Origin of the sequence: Aeromonas sp. sif2416, assembly GCF_019218665.1 — a bacterium.
GTDB classification, from domain to species: domain Bacteria; phylum Pseudomonadota; class Gammaproteobacteria; order Enterobacterales; family Aeromonadaceae; genus Aeromonas; species Aeromonas encheleia.
The window spans coordinates 248,797-266,158 of the sequence record NZ_JAHUXC010000003.1 but is presented as its reverse complement, the minus strand read 5'-3'; the positions used below and the strand labels follow the sequence as shown (position 1 = coordinate 266,158).

Annotated in this window: 7 protein-coding genes; 4 read left to right on the top strand and 3 right to left on the bottom strand. The window is 52.4% G+C overall.

Going from position 1 to position 17,362, the window contains the following annotated elements:
* Positions 1-8: 8 nt before the first annotated feature.
* Positions 9-8,750 carry a neuraminidase-like domain-containing protein gene (locus tag KW821_RS07495; RefSeq protein WP_218290992.1) on the bottom strand — a complete coding sequence of 2,914 codons (8,742 nt, stop codon included), beginning with the start codon at positions 8,748-8,750 and terminating at the stop codon, positions 9-11.
* A gap of 1,461 nt (positions 8,751-10,211) precedes the next feature.
* Between KW821_RS07495 and KW821_RS07490 the strand changes: the two genes are divergently transcribed.
* Both KW821_RS07490 and KW821_RS07485 read left to right on the top strand, forming a co-directional pair.
* Positions 10,212-11,299 (top strand): IS3 family transposase gene (locus tag KW821_RS07490; RefSeq protein ID WP_218290991.1). Its coding sequence is split into 2 segments (ribosomal slippage): positions 10,212-10,464 and positions 10,464-11,299, totalling 1,089 coding nucleotides; the frame shifts between segments, so codons are not numbered across the junction.
* A 434-nt stretch (positions 11,300-11,733) separates the two neighbouring features.
* Positions 11,734-12,360 (top strand): heme-binding beta-barrel domain-containing protein, encoded by a 627-nt coding sequence (locus KW821_RS07485; RefSeq protein ID WP_218290990.1) that lies wholly within the window; start codon positions 11,734-11,736, stop codon positions 12,358-12,360.
* A gap of 48 nt (positions 12,361-12,408) precedes the next feature.
* Here KW821_RS07485 and KW821_RS07480 read toward each other — a convergent pair whose 3' ends face one another.
* Complete coding sequence (locus KW821_RS07480) at positions 12,409-12,867, bottom strand: hypothetical protein (protein WP_256353377.1); 459 nt, start codon at positions 12,865-12,867, stop codon at positions 12,409-12,411.
* Positions 12,868-13,420: 553 nt separating this feature from the next.
* On the opposite strand from KW821_RS07480, the gene katG reads away from it, so the two are divergent.
* The gene (gene katG / locus KW821_RS07475; protein WP_218290989.1) at positions 13,421-15,607 is read left to right on the top strand and encodes a catalase/peroxidase HPI; all 2,187 of its coding nucleotides are present in this window, start codon (positions 13,421-13,423) and stop codon (positions 15,605-15,607) included.
* Between the two features lie 285 nt (positions 15,608-15,892).
* Positions 15,893-16,843: a DUF932 domain-containing protein gene (locus KW821_RS07470; RefSeq protein ID WP_218290988.1), complete on the top strand. Its 951-nt coding sequence runs from the start codon at positions 15,893-15,895 to the stop codon at positions 16,841-16,843.
* 112 nt (positions 16,844-16,955) lie between these two features.
* Here the strand turns inward: KW821_RS07470 and KW821_RS07465 are convergent, their stop codons facing one another.
* The gene (locus KW821_RS07465) at positions 16,956-17,327 is read right to left on the bottom strand and encodes a helix-turn-helix domain-containing protein (protein WP_218290987.1); all 372 of its coding nucleotides are present in this window, start codon (positions 17,325-17,327) and stop codon (positions 16,956-16,958) included.
* Between the last annotated feature and the right edge of the window lie 35 nt (positions 17,328-17,362).

The window sequence follows — 17,362 nt, the reverse complement described above, 5'->3', positions numbered from 1 at the left end:
ATCTCAGATTACGAACGGATGGTGTAACGAATGTGCAGGATGATGTCGCTCAGACTCCGCAACATGGGCTCTTGCTTCGCTGTGGCGTTCGGGAACGTCAGCGTTAGCAGACCGGGGTCATCGATGGCAATACCTTCGAAAGGCAGGAATTTGCCATCGTTGAAGTCCAGCTGGAATTGGCCGCTGTCATTTAGGCCGTGAGAGACCGCCAGCGTATTACAGCCCAGCGGCATGCTTGTGCTGCCGCCATAGGTCAGCGTCGCTTGAATATCCTGATAGGGACCAATTAAGGCTGGCAGCGAGACGCTGAGCTGCTTGATGCGCCGCACCTCACCCAGTTGCATGTCGCTTGGATAATCGTTGCGAATACCCAGCTCGCTTAAGGTGATGCGGACAGACAATCTGCCGTTGGGCAGGCTGGTGTCACTGACCACGCTAATGCCGCTGGTGTCGGTCCCCGCACTGCCGGGCGTTGTCAGCAGCTTGTCGATCTCCTCATCCAGAACAAACGGGTCGAGCGACATATTTTCATAGAAATCAGATAGCGAGACGGTGCGCGTCACCTCTAGTGCCCGCTCATCCCACTTGAGGTAGGCATCTTCCATCTGGGCCAGATTCAGCAACAACGTCTCGCCAGTCAGCAGGCCAGCATAGCTGCTCTGCCAGGCACCCGGTTTGACGAAGCTTATCGAGGCATCGGCTGTGACATGACGCAGTGACTGCTCAGCCAGCAGGCAGCGAACCACGGTCAAATCATAGAGCTGGAAGTAGAGTGCCGACAAACGGCCATTCATCCAGCTGTACAATGCCTGATTGCTGAACTTGCTCTGCAAGAACGCCAGCTGCGCTTGGATATGCTGTTGTTGGCTCTCCAGATAGTGCTTCTGCATCACCGAGGCTTCTCGGCGCAAGGCATTGCCTTGCAGCTGTGCATCGAATTGAGCAACGTCTGCATCAGCGTTATTACGCTGTATTTCCCACTCCTGGCGGCGGCGGCGGTATATTTCGGACTGTGCAATCTTGCCCGCGGACGTTTGCATCGCGGACGATGCCAATTGGGAACCAATTGCCGCGGCATTGAGCAGGGCACCATAACGGGCGCCACCCACGGCAAGACCGTAGATATTGGGCACCATCTCCAGCGCAGCTGCCCCCATGTGCAACCCTGTCGCCGCTGTCGTCACCACCGAAGAGGCCATGTAAAGGGCCATGGCCGCCGTTTCGCCACTGTTGACGTTTTCCTCGTACAACCGGGTGAAACTGTCCAGGCGTTGCTGTGCTCCACGCCGCGCCTGCGTCAGCGACGCATGCTCGGCATCCAGCTCGGCAATGGTGCGATTTTGCATGTCAATACTGAGCAGCATCAGCTCCTTGGCCTGCCCTTGCAGCAGGGCGTTCAGCGCCTCAGCATCTTGGCGCTCCCGGACTGACAGCAACGTCGCCCCGAATTGACTCAGCTGACTGACCATGGCCTTGGCATTTTCCAGCATCTGCGGGAAGCGCCATAGGGGAAGGTAAGCCGCCGGCAAGGCTGGGGTGCCGAGCGCTGATGCCACTGCGGCATTGTGCAGCGCGGCGGGGTCTGCTGGCATGGCGTATACCGGCAACGCCAGCGGCTGGCCGTCAATAGACAGGTTGTGCCGCAGATTGAACAACCGCTGTTCAAACGTCTGCCAGTAGGTCAGTAATGCCTCGTTGGCCTGTGGCAGGAACAGGGATGTGAGCGAATTGGCGGTGTGTTGTTCGGGAGCCGCGCCTTGGCGCAACGCGGCCAGCCCCTGGTGCAAGGCCTGCTGCACCGTGTCGTCGGCCGCCTCACCGAGACTGGGTTCGGACCAGAGGCCGCCCATCGGGACGTAAGGCTGGTCACCGAGTAAGTGCAGCGCCTGCGCATACCACATCTTGGCTTCGTTCAAGCTATCGCGCTCAAGTTGACGATAGGCTTGGTCACCCCGCGCCAGCAACAAATCCAAGGTGCGCATATAGGTACATAGCTTGTAGTGCATCGGGTCTTGCTGCGCCACAGCATCCGGGTCGGTCGAGTCTAGCGGCACGCTGTTCCAGCTGGTGTCTTCCAACAACGGCCGTACATTCCAGTAGTCCTTTTGCAACACACCATCGACCAGATAGCCGGAAGGTTTCCAGACAAACTCCAGCCAGCGCTGCGCCTCATCGAATTGCTGCTCCAGCAGCAGTCGCTGCGCAATCAGCATCGGGGTGTAGTAGAACAACTCCCAGAAGTAGAGTGCATTCGCGCCAGTGAAATCCATCGGCTCCACATAAGTTGGCATGACCACCACATCGGGGTCGCGCGCCCCGTTCCATGTGGGCTCCTTGGTAAACGAGAGGAGCTGTAGGGTCGCGGTGTCTAGCACCAAATAGCCCGTCTTGATGCGTCCGTTTGCGCAGACCATATAGAAATTCAGTCCGCTATTTACCGCGACCGGGAAATTGCCTGGGTCCCCTTGCGCCTCTTGCGACACGGGCACAAACAGCGACAGTGTTTGCGGCGCCTCATTCAGCGTGACATCGGCAAACGCGAAGTACTTTTCCTCCCCCGGCGCGCTGGCGTCAAACAACTCAAGGCGCACGCCGCGTTCACTGCCATGTAGGGTACTGTCATAGGGAGGGAGCGTAACACTGACATAGCCGCCATGGCCGAGTTGCGGCTCAGGCAGACTTTGGGTGGACAGGGCCAGAATGCTGTCGAGTCCTTTTGCCGCCAGCGCCACCAACTGGTGGGCAAAGGTGGTATTGAGGCGGGTGCGATAGGGCCCCCACTGCAGATACTGGGCATGGTCGGTGGTGTCAAGCAGGGCCAGTGCTTGCCCTGGCTGAGTTGCCGCGGGGAAACGGTAGGCCGGAATGTGGAACGTCTCGCTGCCAGCCAGAGCTCCCTCGATAAAGAAGGCCTCAAAGACCACCTCAATGCTACCCTTGTTCTCGGCATCAAAATTAATGAGCGTGCCGTCAAAGGTTATCGGGTTAAAAACAAACTCCATGCCACCCCAGCTCTGTGCAGGGGGAGATGAGACATAGCCGGTCCCATACTGCTCTTGTGGGTCGCCATTGGTTTTAAAGGTGATGCGGACTGTTGCGGGGGTGATGGCCAGGTCCGTCCGAGCGTCGTTAGAACCAAAACGATATATATTACGCACCTCGAAGGCGGGACATTCACAGTAATGCGATAAAAGTGGCAAACCTGTGTCTACAAGTATGAAATTGTAATGAGCAGAATAGCCAGGATCCGCCATGAAAACATAATCATCCAGCTTTCCATTAGCGCCCTCCACAAAGGTCCAAAACTCCGTTGGATTTGAGGGGGACGACACCGATTGTTGTCTTAAAGAGATATGAGCGGCATCGACGGAGCTCCACCGTACAAGCCCTGACATCACAGACAGGTCTGCTTCTGAAGACTCATATTCCGGAAAGTGATAATCGAACCCCGTCGTAGGGGTGGTCATCAGGGTTTCAAATTGTTCTGCTGAATAACGGTCCCTTGTTGAAGGGTTTTCCACCGGACTTAACGCATATTTCATACGCACGACAGGTGCGATGGTGATGTCGCGTTGAACGTCAGAGCCAGACCAGCTGATGTTGCCAATGTATCCATTAGACAATGTGGAAAGAGACCGACCATTAAGAATAGCGGCGCCATAACCCGACGAGGTGGACATGTCAATTGATTCGGGTAGCGTAAAGGCGTACCCATCAGCATAGTCAACAAAGCGGTTATTAATGCGCCGCAACGTGTCGGTATCCATCTGAAAGTAGGCACTACCGAGATACCGCAGGGCTTCATCCGCATCCAATTCAATTTCAGCTAAATCCACCCCAACCGAAAAGCCCGCCACTGGCGCAGTAAGCGGATCGGTTTGACGCTTGTACAGCATCACCACAATGGCCTGTTTTGTCGGGTCCTCTGCGCAATAGAGACCGGGGACCTCCTCGTCAATAAGCCCTATATCTGCCAGATAACCGTCCGCAGGATAACTCTGCGGTGTCGACCAGGAGCCATCATAGTGTTGTTGCACCAGTTTCAGCACATGGGCATAACTGCGCACTACGCTGCCACTGCTGTCTTCGGCCTGCTCTATACGCTCCAGCCACACCAGACTGAGCCGCCCGTTGCGCACGACCGGGCGGATAACCTGCTGATGGGGGTTTACGCCTCCGTCAATGCGGCGCCAATCGCTCCAAGCATTGGCCGGGAAGGTACCACTCTGCGCCAGGTTGTGGTTGAGGCTGCGCCAGTAGTAGTCCTGGGCATTGCCACGGCGGTGGCCTACCAGATAGGTCAGTCCTTGCAAATTGTCAGTGTGGTCATGGTAGCCACTCAGCACCTTCAGGTCCGCCACCTGCTCAAAATTGGCCAGATAATTATCAAAGGCCCCCTCGGTCGCCTCATCGGTCAGTTGTGACTGATTGATGGACTGCAGCAACGCATCCATGATAACCGTCTGGCCTGTGCGCACGGTCGGGTCGATGTAGTTTTCCGGGTAGTAGACTAACTGCGATACGCCAGCCCAGGTGCTGTAGCGCTTGTTGTAGCGGCTCCAGTCGGTAAAGAACTGCCGCGACAACACCGTGCTGTCGACATCGGTCTCAGCACCGTCAAGCGCCCGATTGATATAAAGCTGCACACTGGCAATGGCTTCGGCGATGCGAGTGGTCATCACCGCGCTGCCGACCTGATTGTCGAGCAACAGATAGCGATAGAGGTCGTCGCGACTGGTCAACCCCAGCGTCGGATTGGCGATTTCACGCAAATAATACGCGGTCAGTGCCGCACTCAGCGCTTCATCCATCCCCCCCTCAAAGGTGGAGGCTTTTTGTAGAGCGACACCTGCCGTCAAGTTGGTGGCAACCATGTCCCAGTCGCCATAGGCGAGTGCTGGCGGTGCGGTATTCAAATAATCCAGTGCCAGAAAATCTGACAAGGCTTGCGGCGCCACCCCCAGGCCATCAGACAAATGAACCCACTGCAGCACGCTCTCAATCTCTGGCCATGACAATAACAGACCGGCCGAGGTGATTTGTTCGTGCGCAAACGCTTGTTCGGCGGCTTGCGCTAACGAATGTGGGTCCAGCCCCATTGCTTGCGCTACCATCGCGGGGGTCAATGTGCCTGCGTTCAGCGCGCTCAGCGCAGTGGCCGCATCGCCCCCCAACTGGTGTGCCCAGGTCATATAGGCACCCAGTTGCAGCAGCGTGCTGGCATCGTGTGGTGCGACGGTTATGCCAGTGGGCAGGGTGACCAACTTGGCTGGCTCCGTCGCTAAGACACGCAGTGAGCTGTCATCGAGTCCGGTAGATTGGAGCACTAGCGCCAGTTGTGCCAGCGCATGGCTGAACTGGACTGCCTCAGGCGGCGGTGTTCCCCCCGCTTTGATTGCCGTCCAAAACGCATCGACGCTCAGACCGGCCGGCTGCAGTTGGTCAGTCCAGGTGAGCAGCGAGACTGCAGCAGGCAATGAGCTCAGGCGTAGCAGGGCCGCCACATGGGGGGCCATGGCATCAATCAGGGCAGCATCGGTCAACGTGGTGTCGTGCAAGCTACCGATGAGGGTATCGATAAGGTTCTGGATTTCCGGTGTCAGCGTGGTGGCGTACTCGGTCGTTGTCATCACGAACAGCTGATAAGCATCCCACTTAAGTGTCGTCAGGCTACGCACCGCACCGTGAAGACGCAGTGTCAGGCGACGCAAGTCGGCATCCTGGATGCCACGGAGCTGGGTCCCGTCCTCACCTAGCGCCTTGAGCATCCAGGCCAAGCCTTCGATACTCAGGCCGTGTACGTCGGCCAGCAAACTCGCCAAATACAAATCAGATAAGTGTTCAATGTCGTTGGGGATAAGGCCATCGCTGTCGCTGTAATCCACGATTTTGAGCAGACGATAGAGTGATACGTCATCGGCCCGAAAGGCGCGCGCCAGTACCGCCTTGCGAGGGTTATCGCTGGCATTACCGGGATTCAGGTCAATGCTAGTGCCATCGGCAGTGAATTCGAAGCCGTTGAGTGGCGGTGCATTGAACAGGCGGTCGAACTGACTCTGTTCGTGACCGAAGGTGCGCTCGGAAATGGGTGCATTGCACAATGTCAAGGCTTTTTCAGGGGTGATGCCGTAGCGCTCTATATAGAGCTGCATCTCGGCCACGCGGCGCAGTGCCAAGGCGTCAATATTGCTCCCACCTTGGTCAATAGATGTGATGCCATGGAATCGCTGCTGGTAAACGTTTACCAGCTGTTGAGTAGAATCCACCGGATTGCCGCAATAGGTCGCTATCCAGCCGCCATCCGCCAGCCCAAACAGGTAGACAATGGTGGGGCTACCTTCATTTAGTTCCACCTTGCTGTGCGTAACTTGAGACTCCCCTCCCACGGGTACACCATCAGCATCAAAGTATTGCTGAAGGATGCCGGACATATACTTCCATGCGACCACCCAACCACCGTCAATTAATGCGCTGACACTATGCCCATCGTCAACTACAGCCGGTGTCGTATTGACTACTATTTCGACCCCAACAGGGGCGCCGGCATGATCATAGCGTCGTTGGTATATATCGTTGCCATCAGCCCATACGATGACCCACCCACCATCATTCAGCGTCGAGATCGATGGGAAAGCGCTCACCAGGATATTATTCACCGCTATATTTTCACCCATGGCGTTGCCAGCCATGTCATAACGTTGAAAACGTACAAATTCCTGATTGTGGTCCCCCCAAGTGACTATCCACCCACCATCTACTAGAGATGTAATACTTTGTCCCATGCTTCCTAAATATTGCTCCTGCGGGGCACTCTCACTGACCCGCTGTGGCCCGCCGATAGCCACGCCATTGAGATCGAATCGCTGCTGATAGATGTTTTCAGCCACCTCCCATGCAACCACCCAACCCCCATCGATTAACCCAGAAATCGAGATGTTCTCTACCCAATGAACGTTAGGTGTGACCTGTACGCTTACGCCGACGGGCAAGCCTGCTGCATCATAGCGTTGCTGAAATGCCTTGAGTGCGCCCCCGGTTATATCTGTCCAACATACAACCCACCCACCGCTAGCCAGAGCTGCCCCAAAAGGAGTGAAAGGCGGAGTGTCAACGTTGTTTTCTGAAATGAGTACATCACTACTGAGCGGCTCGCCCTGTGCGGAGTAGTACCTTTGGTAGAGGTTCCTTGCACCTCCATTTTGGAATAACCAAAAGGTGACCCAGCCCCCATCGGGAAGAGCAATTCCGCTAGTAGATATACTGGAATCCGAATAGCTAGTCACTGAATCTATTGGGTATGACGCTGGGTTGGATTGAGGGCTACTCACTGCGCGCTCAAGTTCAATGGGGGCAAGAGTTGTCGCCTGATACAGCCGCACCCACTTATTCATTTGCAGCAGAAAATACTCTGGGGACACATCGGAAAATACGAAGTTAGCTGAGGCTTCGACTAGAATTACTTGGGGATCCGAGAAGATAAATTCAACATTTGCAACGTCACTTTCCGACATGGCGATACGAATGCGGTACTCCTCTTCAGCCAATGGCGCGGCGCTTGCATCAGAAAAAATAACCTGCCCATTCAATTTGATATCGAGTTGCACGGTATCGGCGGGCACCTGCGAAAAATTGTACAGTAAATCATAACTGCTACCTGAGATTGGCAACAGCTTCACATAGGTGAAAGTTTCTGGACTATCTAGGTAGGTGCGCGTTATTTGCTGAATGTTGATGTCGCCATCATTTTCGACAGCTGCGTAGGTAAGGATATCATTCTGATAATCTTGGTCGTTATATGATGTGGCGAATGCGTCGATAAAATATTGCAACGATTCATAGTCTACCGCGTAATAATCGCTCAGGGCCTGCATGTTCATCAGTGACTGCGTCGTCATTGCGCCAAAGTTCAGAGAATACAGTTCGACAGCATTCTCTGGGGTGATGGCTTCAGTCAGGATGGCGTATAGCTCCGGCGAAAAACCTGAGTTCATCCCCAATAGTGAAGCACTCGACATGAGGCTCATCACATCGGGTGCAGTCTCTACCGGCCAATTGACACCGTCTTTGGCAAGTACGGCCTGGCGCACGCGCTCAAATGCAGCGTGATAGGGGGTCATACCACTATGACGCCAGGTCGACAAATGCGTTAGCACTCCCAGTTCGTCAGTGGCCAGGTCGGTTTTCGCACCATCCATGAGCAATTCGTTAGATAAATCCAGCACGGATAGCGATTGCTCGAGATTCTGTTGGTTCAGCGTCAATGCCTGCAGGTCTGGTCGGCGTTGCTCCAGGTGATAAATAGATGAGGGGGGGCGCAACGCAGACGCTTCACGGTATAGCTCCGTCAGATAGGCCGCGGGTGAAAACATGGAGGCTACCGAACCCGGCGCAACAAAATCACTGCTACGGCCACCGAACATGCTGTCGTAATCGCGCAGTGCAGCTTTAGGTGTGGATATACCCAACCGAACTGCATTTTGCAGCAAGGGGTTGCGTCGAGTCAGCAGGCGCGCCTCATAGAGGTGATTTTCCAATGCCTGCTGCTGTACCGCACTGTGTAGCAGACGAGTTTCCTTGTAGCTCAGGACGCTGTTGACCCGCCGGCGTATTTCAGTGAACGACTGACCGGCCAGTTCGAACAATGAAGTAATGCCGAGTTGGTTAACTCGATTGAAAATGCCAGGTAATGCTTGCTGTGAGTTCATATGTTTCATCTCAAAGAGTTTTAACATTAAGAGTGTTGCTAACAAACAGCACCCCTTCTTTTTTAGTGAAAATCACCTTTGCAGTACTAATTAACAAAAAACAAAGAATCACTCTCTCGAATGGGGAAATTAAAAAAGAAAACACTAAATCCTAATATTGCCATTATGTAACTCCACAATATCTACGCCAGGCTAAGCTTTATCATAAAAAGCTAATGCCAAACAAATGAATTTAAAATGAACAAAAAAACAGACAGGAGTGGCGCACGCTAACGAAGTGCGTTATTTGATGTCGAACTAATCAAAGAGTTAAGGGGAGGCGCAATATTAAGTCATGAAATGCGATGACGGGGCTCAAAAAAACCATATTTAAATTTACCGTCACTCATTGTTCAAACATAAAACCTGAATCTTGACTGAACCCATTAATTAAATATTACAAGTTGTGGAACTTTAAATTGATGGAGGTGCCGCATGGACTTTTTATGACGTCGATGTGGTTTGAATGGAACTAACTGAGGCGGTGGTGAAGTGATGGCGTATGTGAGCGCGATAAACAAACTAATGGAATGGTCGCCCTCCCCAAAACGGCATCTAACGTGCCTGTCACTCGGTTTTGAGGGGCCGGCAAGCGAAGCGCGGCAGCACCGATAATGTGCTGGCGTTACTGGATGCCCTAGAGGATGGGAAGGCCGAGGAGGCCAGCACCCGGCTTGACAGGCTGCGCGATGGCATCGTTCTATAAACATGGCCACTACCTCTCGCTGAAACGCGACAAGAGACGATGAGTAATGTCGAGTTTTTCGAGTTACAGGATGAGGCCTGCTATAAATTCACGCCCACATGAGACCAAATAGCAACCTTCATGTGATGGAAATAGCCGAAGCTCGTGAGAGTCTTGGCATCAACTGATGGTCAATTTACCAAAACTTCAATTTAACAACACTAAATCAACATAACAACCCAGACACACCCGCCTGAATAACACCATTCACCACAAAAAAAGAACTCATTCAGATCCAATTAATGTTTTTCCGAAAATTAATTAGCCACAATACAGTCTCAATAGTTTTTTGAAGTTGCTATGTAATTTTATGCGTATTTTTAATATGTAAAAATTACATATTCAACTATACATCGCATCTAAATGGAGTGTCCGAGCCTTCGCATGACAATTTTATGACTATCAACGAAACGCTGAGTGTTATCTGTTACTCTATGAGCACAGAAGAGCTGAGTTCTATAATAGACAGAGTAGTGTCATGGGATGTCAAGTTCAGCAATGAGCTTGAAGTCATTTCAAAGATATCACTAATACTTCATCACTTTAGATTAAAAACAAAAGCAAAAAAATATTCGCACATCAGGTTTGATAATAGAGTCGGTAATCTTTATTCATTCCTATCTAGAAAACATGACATTCCAGCAGTCGGATGGTAATCCCCCCGAAAAACCGGGGTGCTCATAAGTAGAATTTTCCCGTACCTTAAATGCAGGAGGTTCTACATGAAAACATCACGCTTTAGCGATACCCAGATCATCGCCATTCTCAAACAGGCCGAGGCCGGTTCCCCCGTCCCGGAGCTCTGTCGCGAGCATGGCATCAGCACGACCACCTTCTACAAGTGGCGCTCCAAATTTGGCGGGATGGATGCCTCCCTCATGGCTCGCCTCAAGGAGTTGGAGGACGAAAACCGCCGACTCAAGAAGATGTATGCCGAGGAACGCCTCAAGGCCGAGATCATCACCGAGGCCATGGCAAAAAAGTGGTGACGCCATCTGCCCGCCGGGAGATGGCGACCAAGGCCGTGGCCCGCCACGCCATATCCATTCGCCTGGCTTGCATAGCGTTCAAGGTCAGCGAGAGCTGCTATCGCTACCAGCCCGTGCTGGCCGATGAAAACCAGGATATTGCCGACTGGCTGTTGCGTATCACGGCCAGCCAGCGCAACTGGGGCTTCGGGCTCTGCTTTCTCTACTTGCGTAACGTCAAAGGGTTTGGCTGGAATCACAAACGGGTGTACCGGATTTATCGGGAACTTGAACTTAATCTGCGGATAAGACCAAAGAAGCGGCTGGTGCGTGCCAAACCAGAGCCGCTGGCGGTGCCCGACCAGCCCAACTGCTGCTGGTCGATGGACTTCATGCATGACCAGCTCAGCGATGGGCGTTCGGTGCGCCTATTTAATGTGAGCGACGACTTCAACCGTGAAGCACTATGCATCGAGGTGGATTTCTCTTTACCTTCGTCACGAGTCAAACGGGCACTGGAGCAGGTGATCGGGTGGCGAGGGAAACCCACCACCATTCGCTGCGATAACGGCCCGGAGTACATCAGTGAAGAGCTTCAGAGCTGGGCAAAGCGGCAAGGGATTGCACTGAGTTATATCCAGCCCGGCAATCCGCAGCAGAATGCCTACATCGAGCGGTTTAACCGAACGGTCCGCTACGACTGGCTGAGCCATTACCTATTTGAATCACTCCATGAGCTACAGGCGTTTGCAACGAACTGGCAGTGGGTTTATAACCATGAGCGGCCAAATATGGCGCTGGATGGCTACACGCCAAAGCAGCATCTGGCAAAGGCCGCATGATCTCTACTTTTGACTGCCCCTAAAAATGGGGGGATTACCGTGGCTTCGAGCTGGACAGTGTAATTATCGCCTAGTAATAGCCTAAATTTACAGGACAGCCTAAAATTCATGCATTAATTAAAGTAAACGTCTGCATTATTTTTATCACAGCAGTAAATCTCGCATAGACCAAAAACAATACTTTCACATACATAAATCACGTAAGGCAGAGCCGAAAACAAAAAATTGATCTAAATTTGCCAGTCATTTTTAGCACAGGAAAAATATTGAGCCAAATCAAAAAATGGTTTTTATAAGTGTGCAAAACATATCACACCTCACAAAAACAGATATTAATAAACAGTCATCATTGACCATAAACCTCATCATTTTTAAAGTTAGTCTGTTTTTAAGTAACGGTAAAAACAAATTACTAATTTTGACTGAGGTGTTTAATGAGTAAATATGTAATACCTGCCATTTTACTTGCTAGTTCGAGTCTGGTGTATGCTGAGTCAGAAACCATGATCAACAGCTTGGATTTTGGACCGCTGGCTCAACTGGCAGGAACATGGAAAAGTACGGATACAGGTGGTATTGATGTTGCACCAGGGCAAGAGGGAAGTAAGGCCGGCAAGGGAGGACCAGCTGTCGAGCCATTCTATGAAACGATTACCTTCGAACCTGCTGCAGATGCAAAAAATGCCAGCGACCAGTATTTGGTCGCAATGTATTACAAGCAGGAAGTATTTAGAAAGAGCGACAACGGAAAATTCCATGACCAGCGCGGTTACCTGATTTATGATAAAAACAATCAAGTGATCTACAACTCATACTGTATCCCACGTGCAGTTTGTGTGGTTACCGAAGGTAAAGCGGGTAACAAAATAGATTTTAAAACAGGTAAACGTGGTATCGCCGAGAGTAGCTATATGTCAGCAAATGACACAACAACTGACTTTATTATGACACTAGACTTCTCTGAAGAAAATAAGCTCAAGTATAACCAGACAACCAGCCTGCAGGTTTATGGCAAGCCATTTTCGCACTCTGATAGTGGATCATTAACCAAAATAAAATGATGTGGAAAACCAAGGTGCTATCACCTTGGTTTTTATAACGAATGGATCTCATATCAATTCATAACTGAGATCCAACTCATCACTATCACTAGACCAGTTATTTTTCAGAATATTTGCATACCATAGCGTCAAGACTACATCCATCTGATTATTATGCTTCAATGAAGCAGTTGCATCGCAAGCAGCGATCACCTCTTGCCACAAATCGTCAGGGTTAATGGGTGTTGATTTATCTTTATAGGAAAGGATTTCAAGTGCAGTTATAACATATTTTTTGGTCTTTATCGCAGCCGAATAGTGGATTGGCATAATACAACGTATGCTCCCCAAACTGCAGAGAGTCAAGAATGTAACCTTAGGGTTGTTCTTATACTGCTTTGCACCCAAGAGCGTCCCGAATGCTTCGAGTATTGCCATATCCCACGCAGTTATATGATCATAGTTTTTCTGCACCATCAAGTGCACGGCTCGAAGCGCTGCGCCGCCATATTTACCATAGATAATCATTATTCACCTCCAATTCTCACTATAATAAAGCACTTATGTGGTGAGAGGGCGCACTAATTATCTATTGCCACCATCGAGAAAATCTATTGATACCCCCCCAAAAAAAACCGTAACTAGATCTTGACATAGATCAACAATATTTAACTTATTTCAATTGCTTGATTTGACACTACCCCATAGAAAGTTAATTAAATACCCACGATAAAGGCCGAACCATGCACTTAATAGTTTTCAATCATGGCTTATAAATACAGAGGCAAGGCGCAAGGCCTGATCCCCCTACAAGTCAACTATCATCCGTGTTTCAACGCTTCAGTCACCAGCTCGGCGAGCGAGAGAGCCGCATCTTTGACGGGAATTTCTGTGAGCTAACTCAATCTCTAGGAAGAAATAAAAGGCGACATGCTGTATAAAAATAGGTTTTCAATCGCCATTGCCGATTGATCTCAACGTTTTAACCTTATGTTCAATACCCTATTAAAGAGTTAAATTGATTTCAGAAGCGAAGTGAACAGTTTCACCGTCACCATGTTAATTAAGAGGACATAGTTAAATGGACAAACACGCTAGTGGGGCTGGTCAATGCCCTTTTGCACACGGAGCCACTACTTCCGCCAGCCAGGATCATCAAGTTTGGTGGCCCAATGCCCTCAACCTCGACATCCTGCACCAACATGACAACAAGACAAATCCGATGGATGAGTCTTTCAATTATGCCGAAGCCTTTAACAGCCTCGACTTCGATGCCCTCAAGGCAGACCTCCGCGCCTTGATGACCGATAGCCAGCCTTGGTGGCCGGCCGACTGGGGCCATTACGGTGGGTTGATGATCCGCATGGCTTGGCACTCAGCAGGCAGTTACCGTGCTACCGATGGACGCGGCGGAGCCAACACCGGTAACCAACGCTTCGCTCCCCTTAACAGCTGGCCTGACAACGGCAACTTGGACAAGGCTCGTCGCCTGCTATGGCCTATCAAACAGAAATACGGCAACAAGATTTCCTGGGCAGACCTGATGATCCTGGCTGGTAACGTAGCCTATGAGTCCATGGGGCTCAAGACCTTCGGCTTTGCCGGCGGTCGTGAGGACATCTGGCATCCGGAGAAGGATGTCTACTGGGGTTCTGAGAAAGAGTGGCTGGCACCGAGCGGCAGTGACGGTAGCCGTTACAGCGGTAAGCGGGATCTGGAAAACCCACTGGCAGCAGTGATGATGGGCCTCATCTATGTCAATCCGGAAGGGGTGGATGGAAATCCGGATCCGCTCAAGACGGCACAAGACATGCGAGTCACCTTTGCCCGCATGGGAATGAACGACGAAGAAACCGTCGCCCTGACAGCCGGTGGTCACACTGTCGGTAAAGCCCATGGTAATGGCAGCGCCGCCCGTTTGGGGCCAGCCCCCGAGGGAGCTGACGTGCATGAGCAGGGGCTGGGCTGGATGAACCATGAAGCCCGAGGTATCGGCCGAGACACTGTTACCAGCGGTATTGAGGGGGCTTGGACCAGCAACCCGACCCGTTGGGACAACGGCTACTTCAAGATGCTGCTGGGCCACGACTGGTGGCTCAAGAAGAGCCCGGCAGGCGCCTGGCAATGGGAACCTGTCTCCATCAAGGAAGATGATCGCCCGGTGGATGTGGAAGACCCCTCCCTTCGCTGCAATCCCATCATGACCGATGCAGACATGGCCCTGCGCTTTGATCCTGCCTATCGGGGAATCTCCGCGCGATTTGCTGCCGATCAGGAACTATTCTCCGACGTATTTGCCCGCGCCTGGTTCAAACTGACCCATAGAGACATAGGACCACGCAGTCGTTACCTCGGTCCTGAAGTGCCGAACGAAGTGCTGGTGTGGCAGGATCCGGTAGCAGCCGTGGATTATCAACTCTCTGACGAGGAGATCCACGAGCTTAAAGGCAAGCTGTTGGCCAGTGGCGTAGCCCCCGCTGAGTTGATCATCACCGCATGGGACAGTGCCCGCACCTTCCGCGGTTCAGACTTCCGCGGTGGTGCCAACGGTGCCCGTATCCGTCTCGCACCGATGAATGAATGGGAAGGCAATGAGCCGGCCCGTCTCGAGAAGGTGCTCAATGCCCTGCTCGCCCTGCAGACCACCTTGGCCAAGCCGGTAAGCCTCGCTGACCTGATTGTTCTGGGCGGTAGCGCGGCTGTGGAGCAGGCAGCCAAACTAGCCGGTGTTGAGATCAACGTACCCTTTGCGCCAGGCCGTGGAGATGCGAGCGCTGAACAAACTGATACCGAGTCGCTTGCTTTCCTCGAACCGCTACACGATGGCTTCCGCAACTGGCAGAAGGGGCACTACAAGGTGCAGCCGGAGGAAATGTTGCTCGATCGTGCACAGTTGCTGGGACTGACCGCCCGCGAGATGACAGTGCTGGTAGGCGGCATGCGAGTACTTGGCGCCAACCATGGTGGCTCGGCGCACGGTGTCTTCACCGACCGAGTAGGAGTTCTCAGCAACGACTTCTTCGTCAACCTGACCGACATGTCTAATAGCTGGAAGCCGACTGGCCGCAACAGCTACCAGATCGTTGATCGCCAGAGCGGCGCGGTAAAGTGGACCGCCACCCGGGTTGATCTGGTGTTTGGTTCCAACTCAGTATTACGTGCCTACGCCGAAGTCTATGCCCAGCAAGATGGCAAGGAGAAGTTCGTTCGTGACTTCGTCAATGTCTGGGTCAAGGTCATGAACAACGACCGTTTTGACCTGAAATAATCTAGATCTGGCCTCCTGACAAAACGCCAACCGTATCGTTGGCGTTCTTTTTTGCAAAAAGTAGGTCGGGTGAATCGCCCCCACTTAGCCACTACTCACAGAAAGTCTGTGATCCCCTCCTGACTTGTAGCTCATCTATCTCAACATACTGAAACCATATCGAGCACAACTCCCACACGGTATGAGCTAGACGTTGCCAAGACTGCAGTTTAAAAATATTACAGCCATATATCACCTCCATGAATCTGCAGGACTTTCCCTGTATCCACGTCACTTGGAGAACATATGGCTCACCTTATCGATACCATGGCTTACACCGGCCAAACCCCCTGGCATGGCCTAGGCAATCTGTTACCCCCGCAGCAATCCCTCGATACCTGGCTCCAGGCCGCCGGCATGGACTGGACCATTGAACAGAGCGAGGTGATGTTTAACGTCGCCTCCGATACCCCGCACCTGCGCCCGTTTGCTGGCAGCAAGGTCTTGTATCGCTCCGATACCCTGGACCCCCTGTCTGTGGTGTCCCAGCGCTATAACGTGGTGCAACCCCACGAAGTGCTGCATTTCTATCAGGATTTAGTAGACGCCGGTGGCTTCGAGCTGGAAACCGCCGGGTCACTCAAAGGCGGCCGCAAATTGTGGGCCTTGGCCAAAACCGGTCAGGACATGCGTCTCAAGGGCGGGGATGTGGTCAAATCCTATCTGCTGCTCGCCACCAGTTGCGACGGCACCCTCTGTACCACGGCGCAATTCACCTCCCTTCGAGTGGTGTGCAATAACACCCTGCAGATGGCTCTGCGTGGCAGTACAGGGGCTATCAAGGTACCCCACTCGACGCAATTTGATGCAGCAGCAGTAAAGGCGTCGCTGGGGGTGGGGCTCTCTCATTGGGATGAGTTCAAAACCCAGACTCAGGCGCTGGCGGCACGTCCCGTCGCTCCCGAGGAGGCATTACTTTTCTTCAGTGACCTGCTGGCACAACCACGGGATGAGGAGAGCATCATCCTGACCCGTCCAGTACAGCGGTTGAACGAACTCTATCAGGGTGCTGGGATGGGCTCAGAGCTCTCCAGTGCCCGCCATACCGCCTGGGGACTGGTCAATGCGGTGACTGAGTATGTGGACCATCATCGCCGGGCACGCAGTCAGGACTACCGTCTCGATTCTGCCTGGTTCGGTCAGGGGGCCCACCTCAAAGCCCAGGCCCTCAACCAGGCACTCACCCTGCTGCAGTGATGCCCTCTCTGGGTGTGGCTTCGTGCAAACGCCATGCCGTATGCCGTGCATGCCGCCGGGCAGAGACAAGAGAGGGAGGCTGACGGCCTCCCTCTCTTGTTGTTATCGTCATTTAATAAACATCTAAAAATTGCACCAAGGCTTGCTGCTTTTCCAACGTGAGTGACGACCACTGCTGGTCTAACCGCTTCTTCAGGCCCTTCTCTGGTCCATAGGGCAGTGACTGAGTAGGCTGAACAATGGCTGTCAGCTTGGTAGGACAATCGAGCAAGAACCACTCGACCGGGGTATCGAGCAGACCCGCCACATCTACAAGCAACGTGGCACTGATCCGGTTCAATCCCCTTTCATAACGTGACAGCTGTTGTTGAGAGAAACCTAATGCTTCTGCTAGCTGCGCGGCAGAGATCCCAAGCTCTTTACGCCTCTGCTGGATCCGTTTTCCCAGTAGCGTATCGACATCTGTTGAAGTGAGCTTACTCATTGTTGCATATCAACACCAATCACAAAGGTTGTGAT

Coding starts and splice junctions, on each gene's coding strand:
- KW821_RS07485 (WP_218290990.1), top strand. CDS start 11,734: ATGAGTAAATATGTAATACCTGCCATTTTACTTGCTAGTTCGAGTCTG.
- KW821_RS07470 (WP_218290988.1), top strand. CDS start 15,893: ATGGCTCACCTTATCGATACCATGGCTTACACCGGCCAAACCCCCTGG.
- KW821_RS07480 (WP_256353377.1), bottom strand. CDS start 12,867: ATGATTATCTATGGTAAATATGGCGGCGCAGCGCTTCGAGCCGTGCAC.
- KW821_RS07465 (WP_218290987.1), bottom strand. CDS start 17,327: ATGAGTAAGCTCACTTCAACAGATGTCGATACGCTACTGGGAAAACGG.
- katG (WP_218290989.1), top strand. CDS start 13,421: ATGGACAAACACGCTAGTGGGGCTGGTCAATGCCCTTTTGCACACGGA.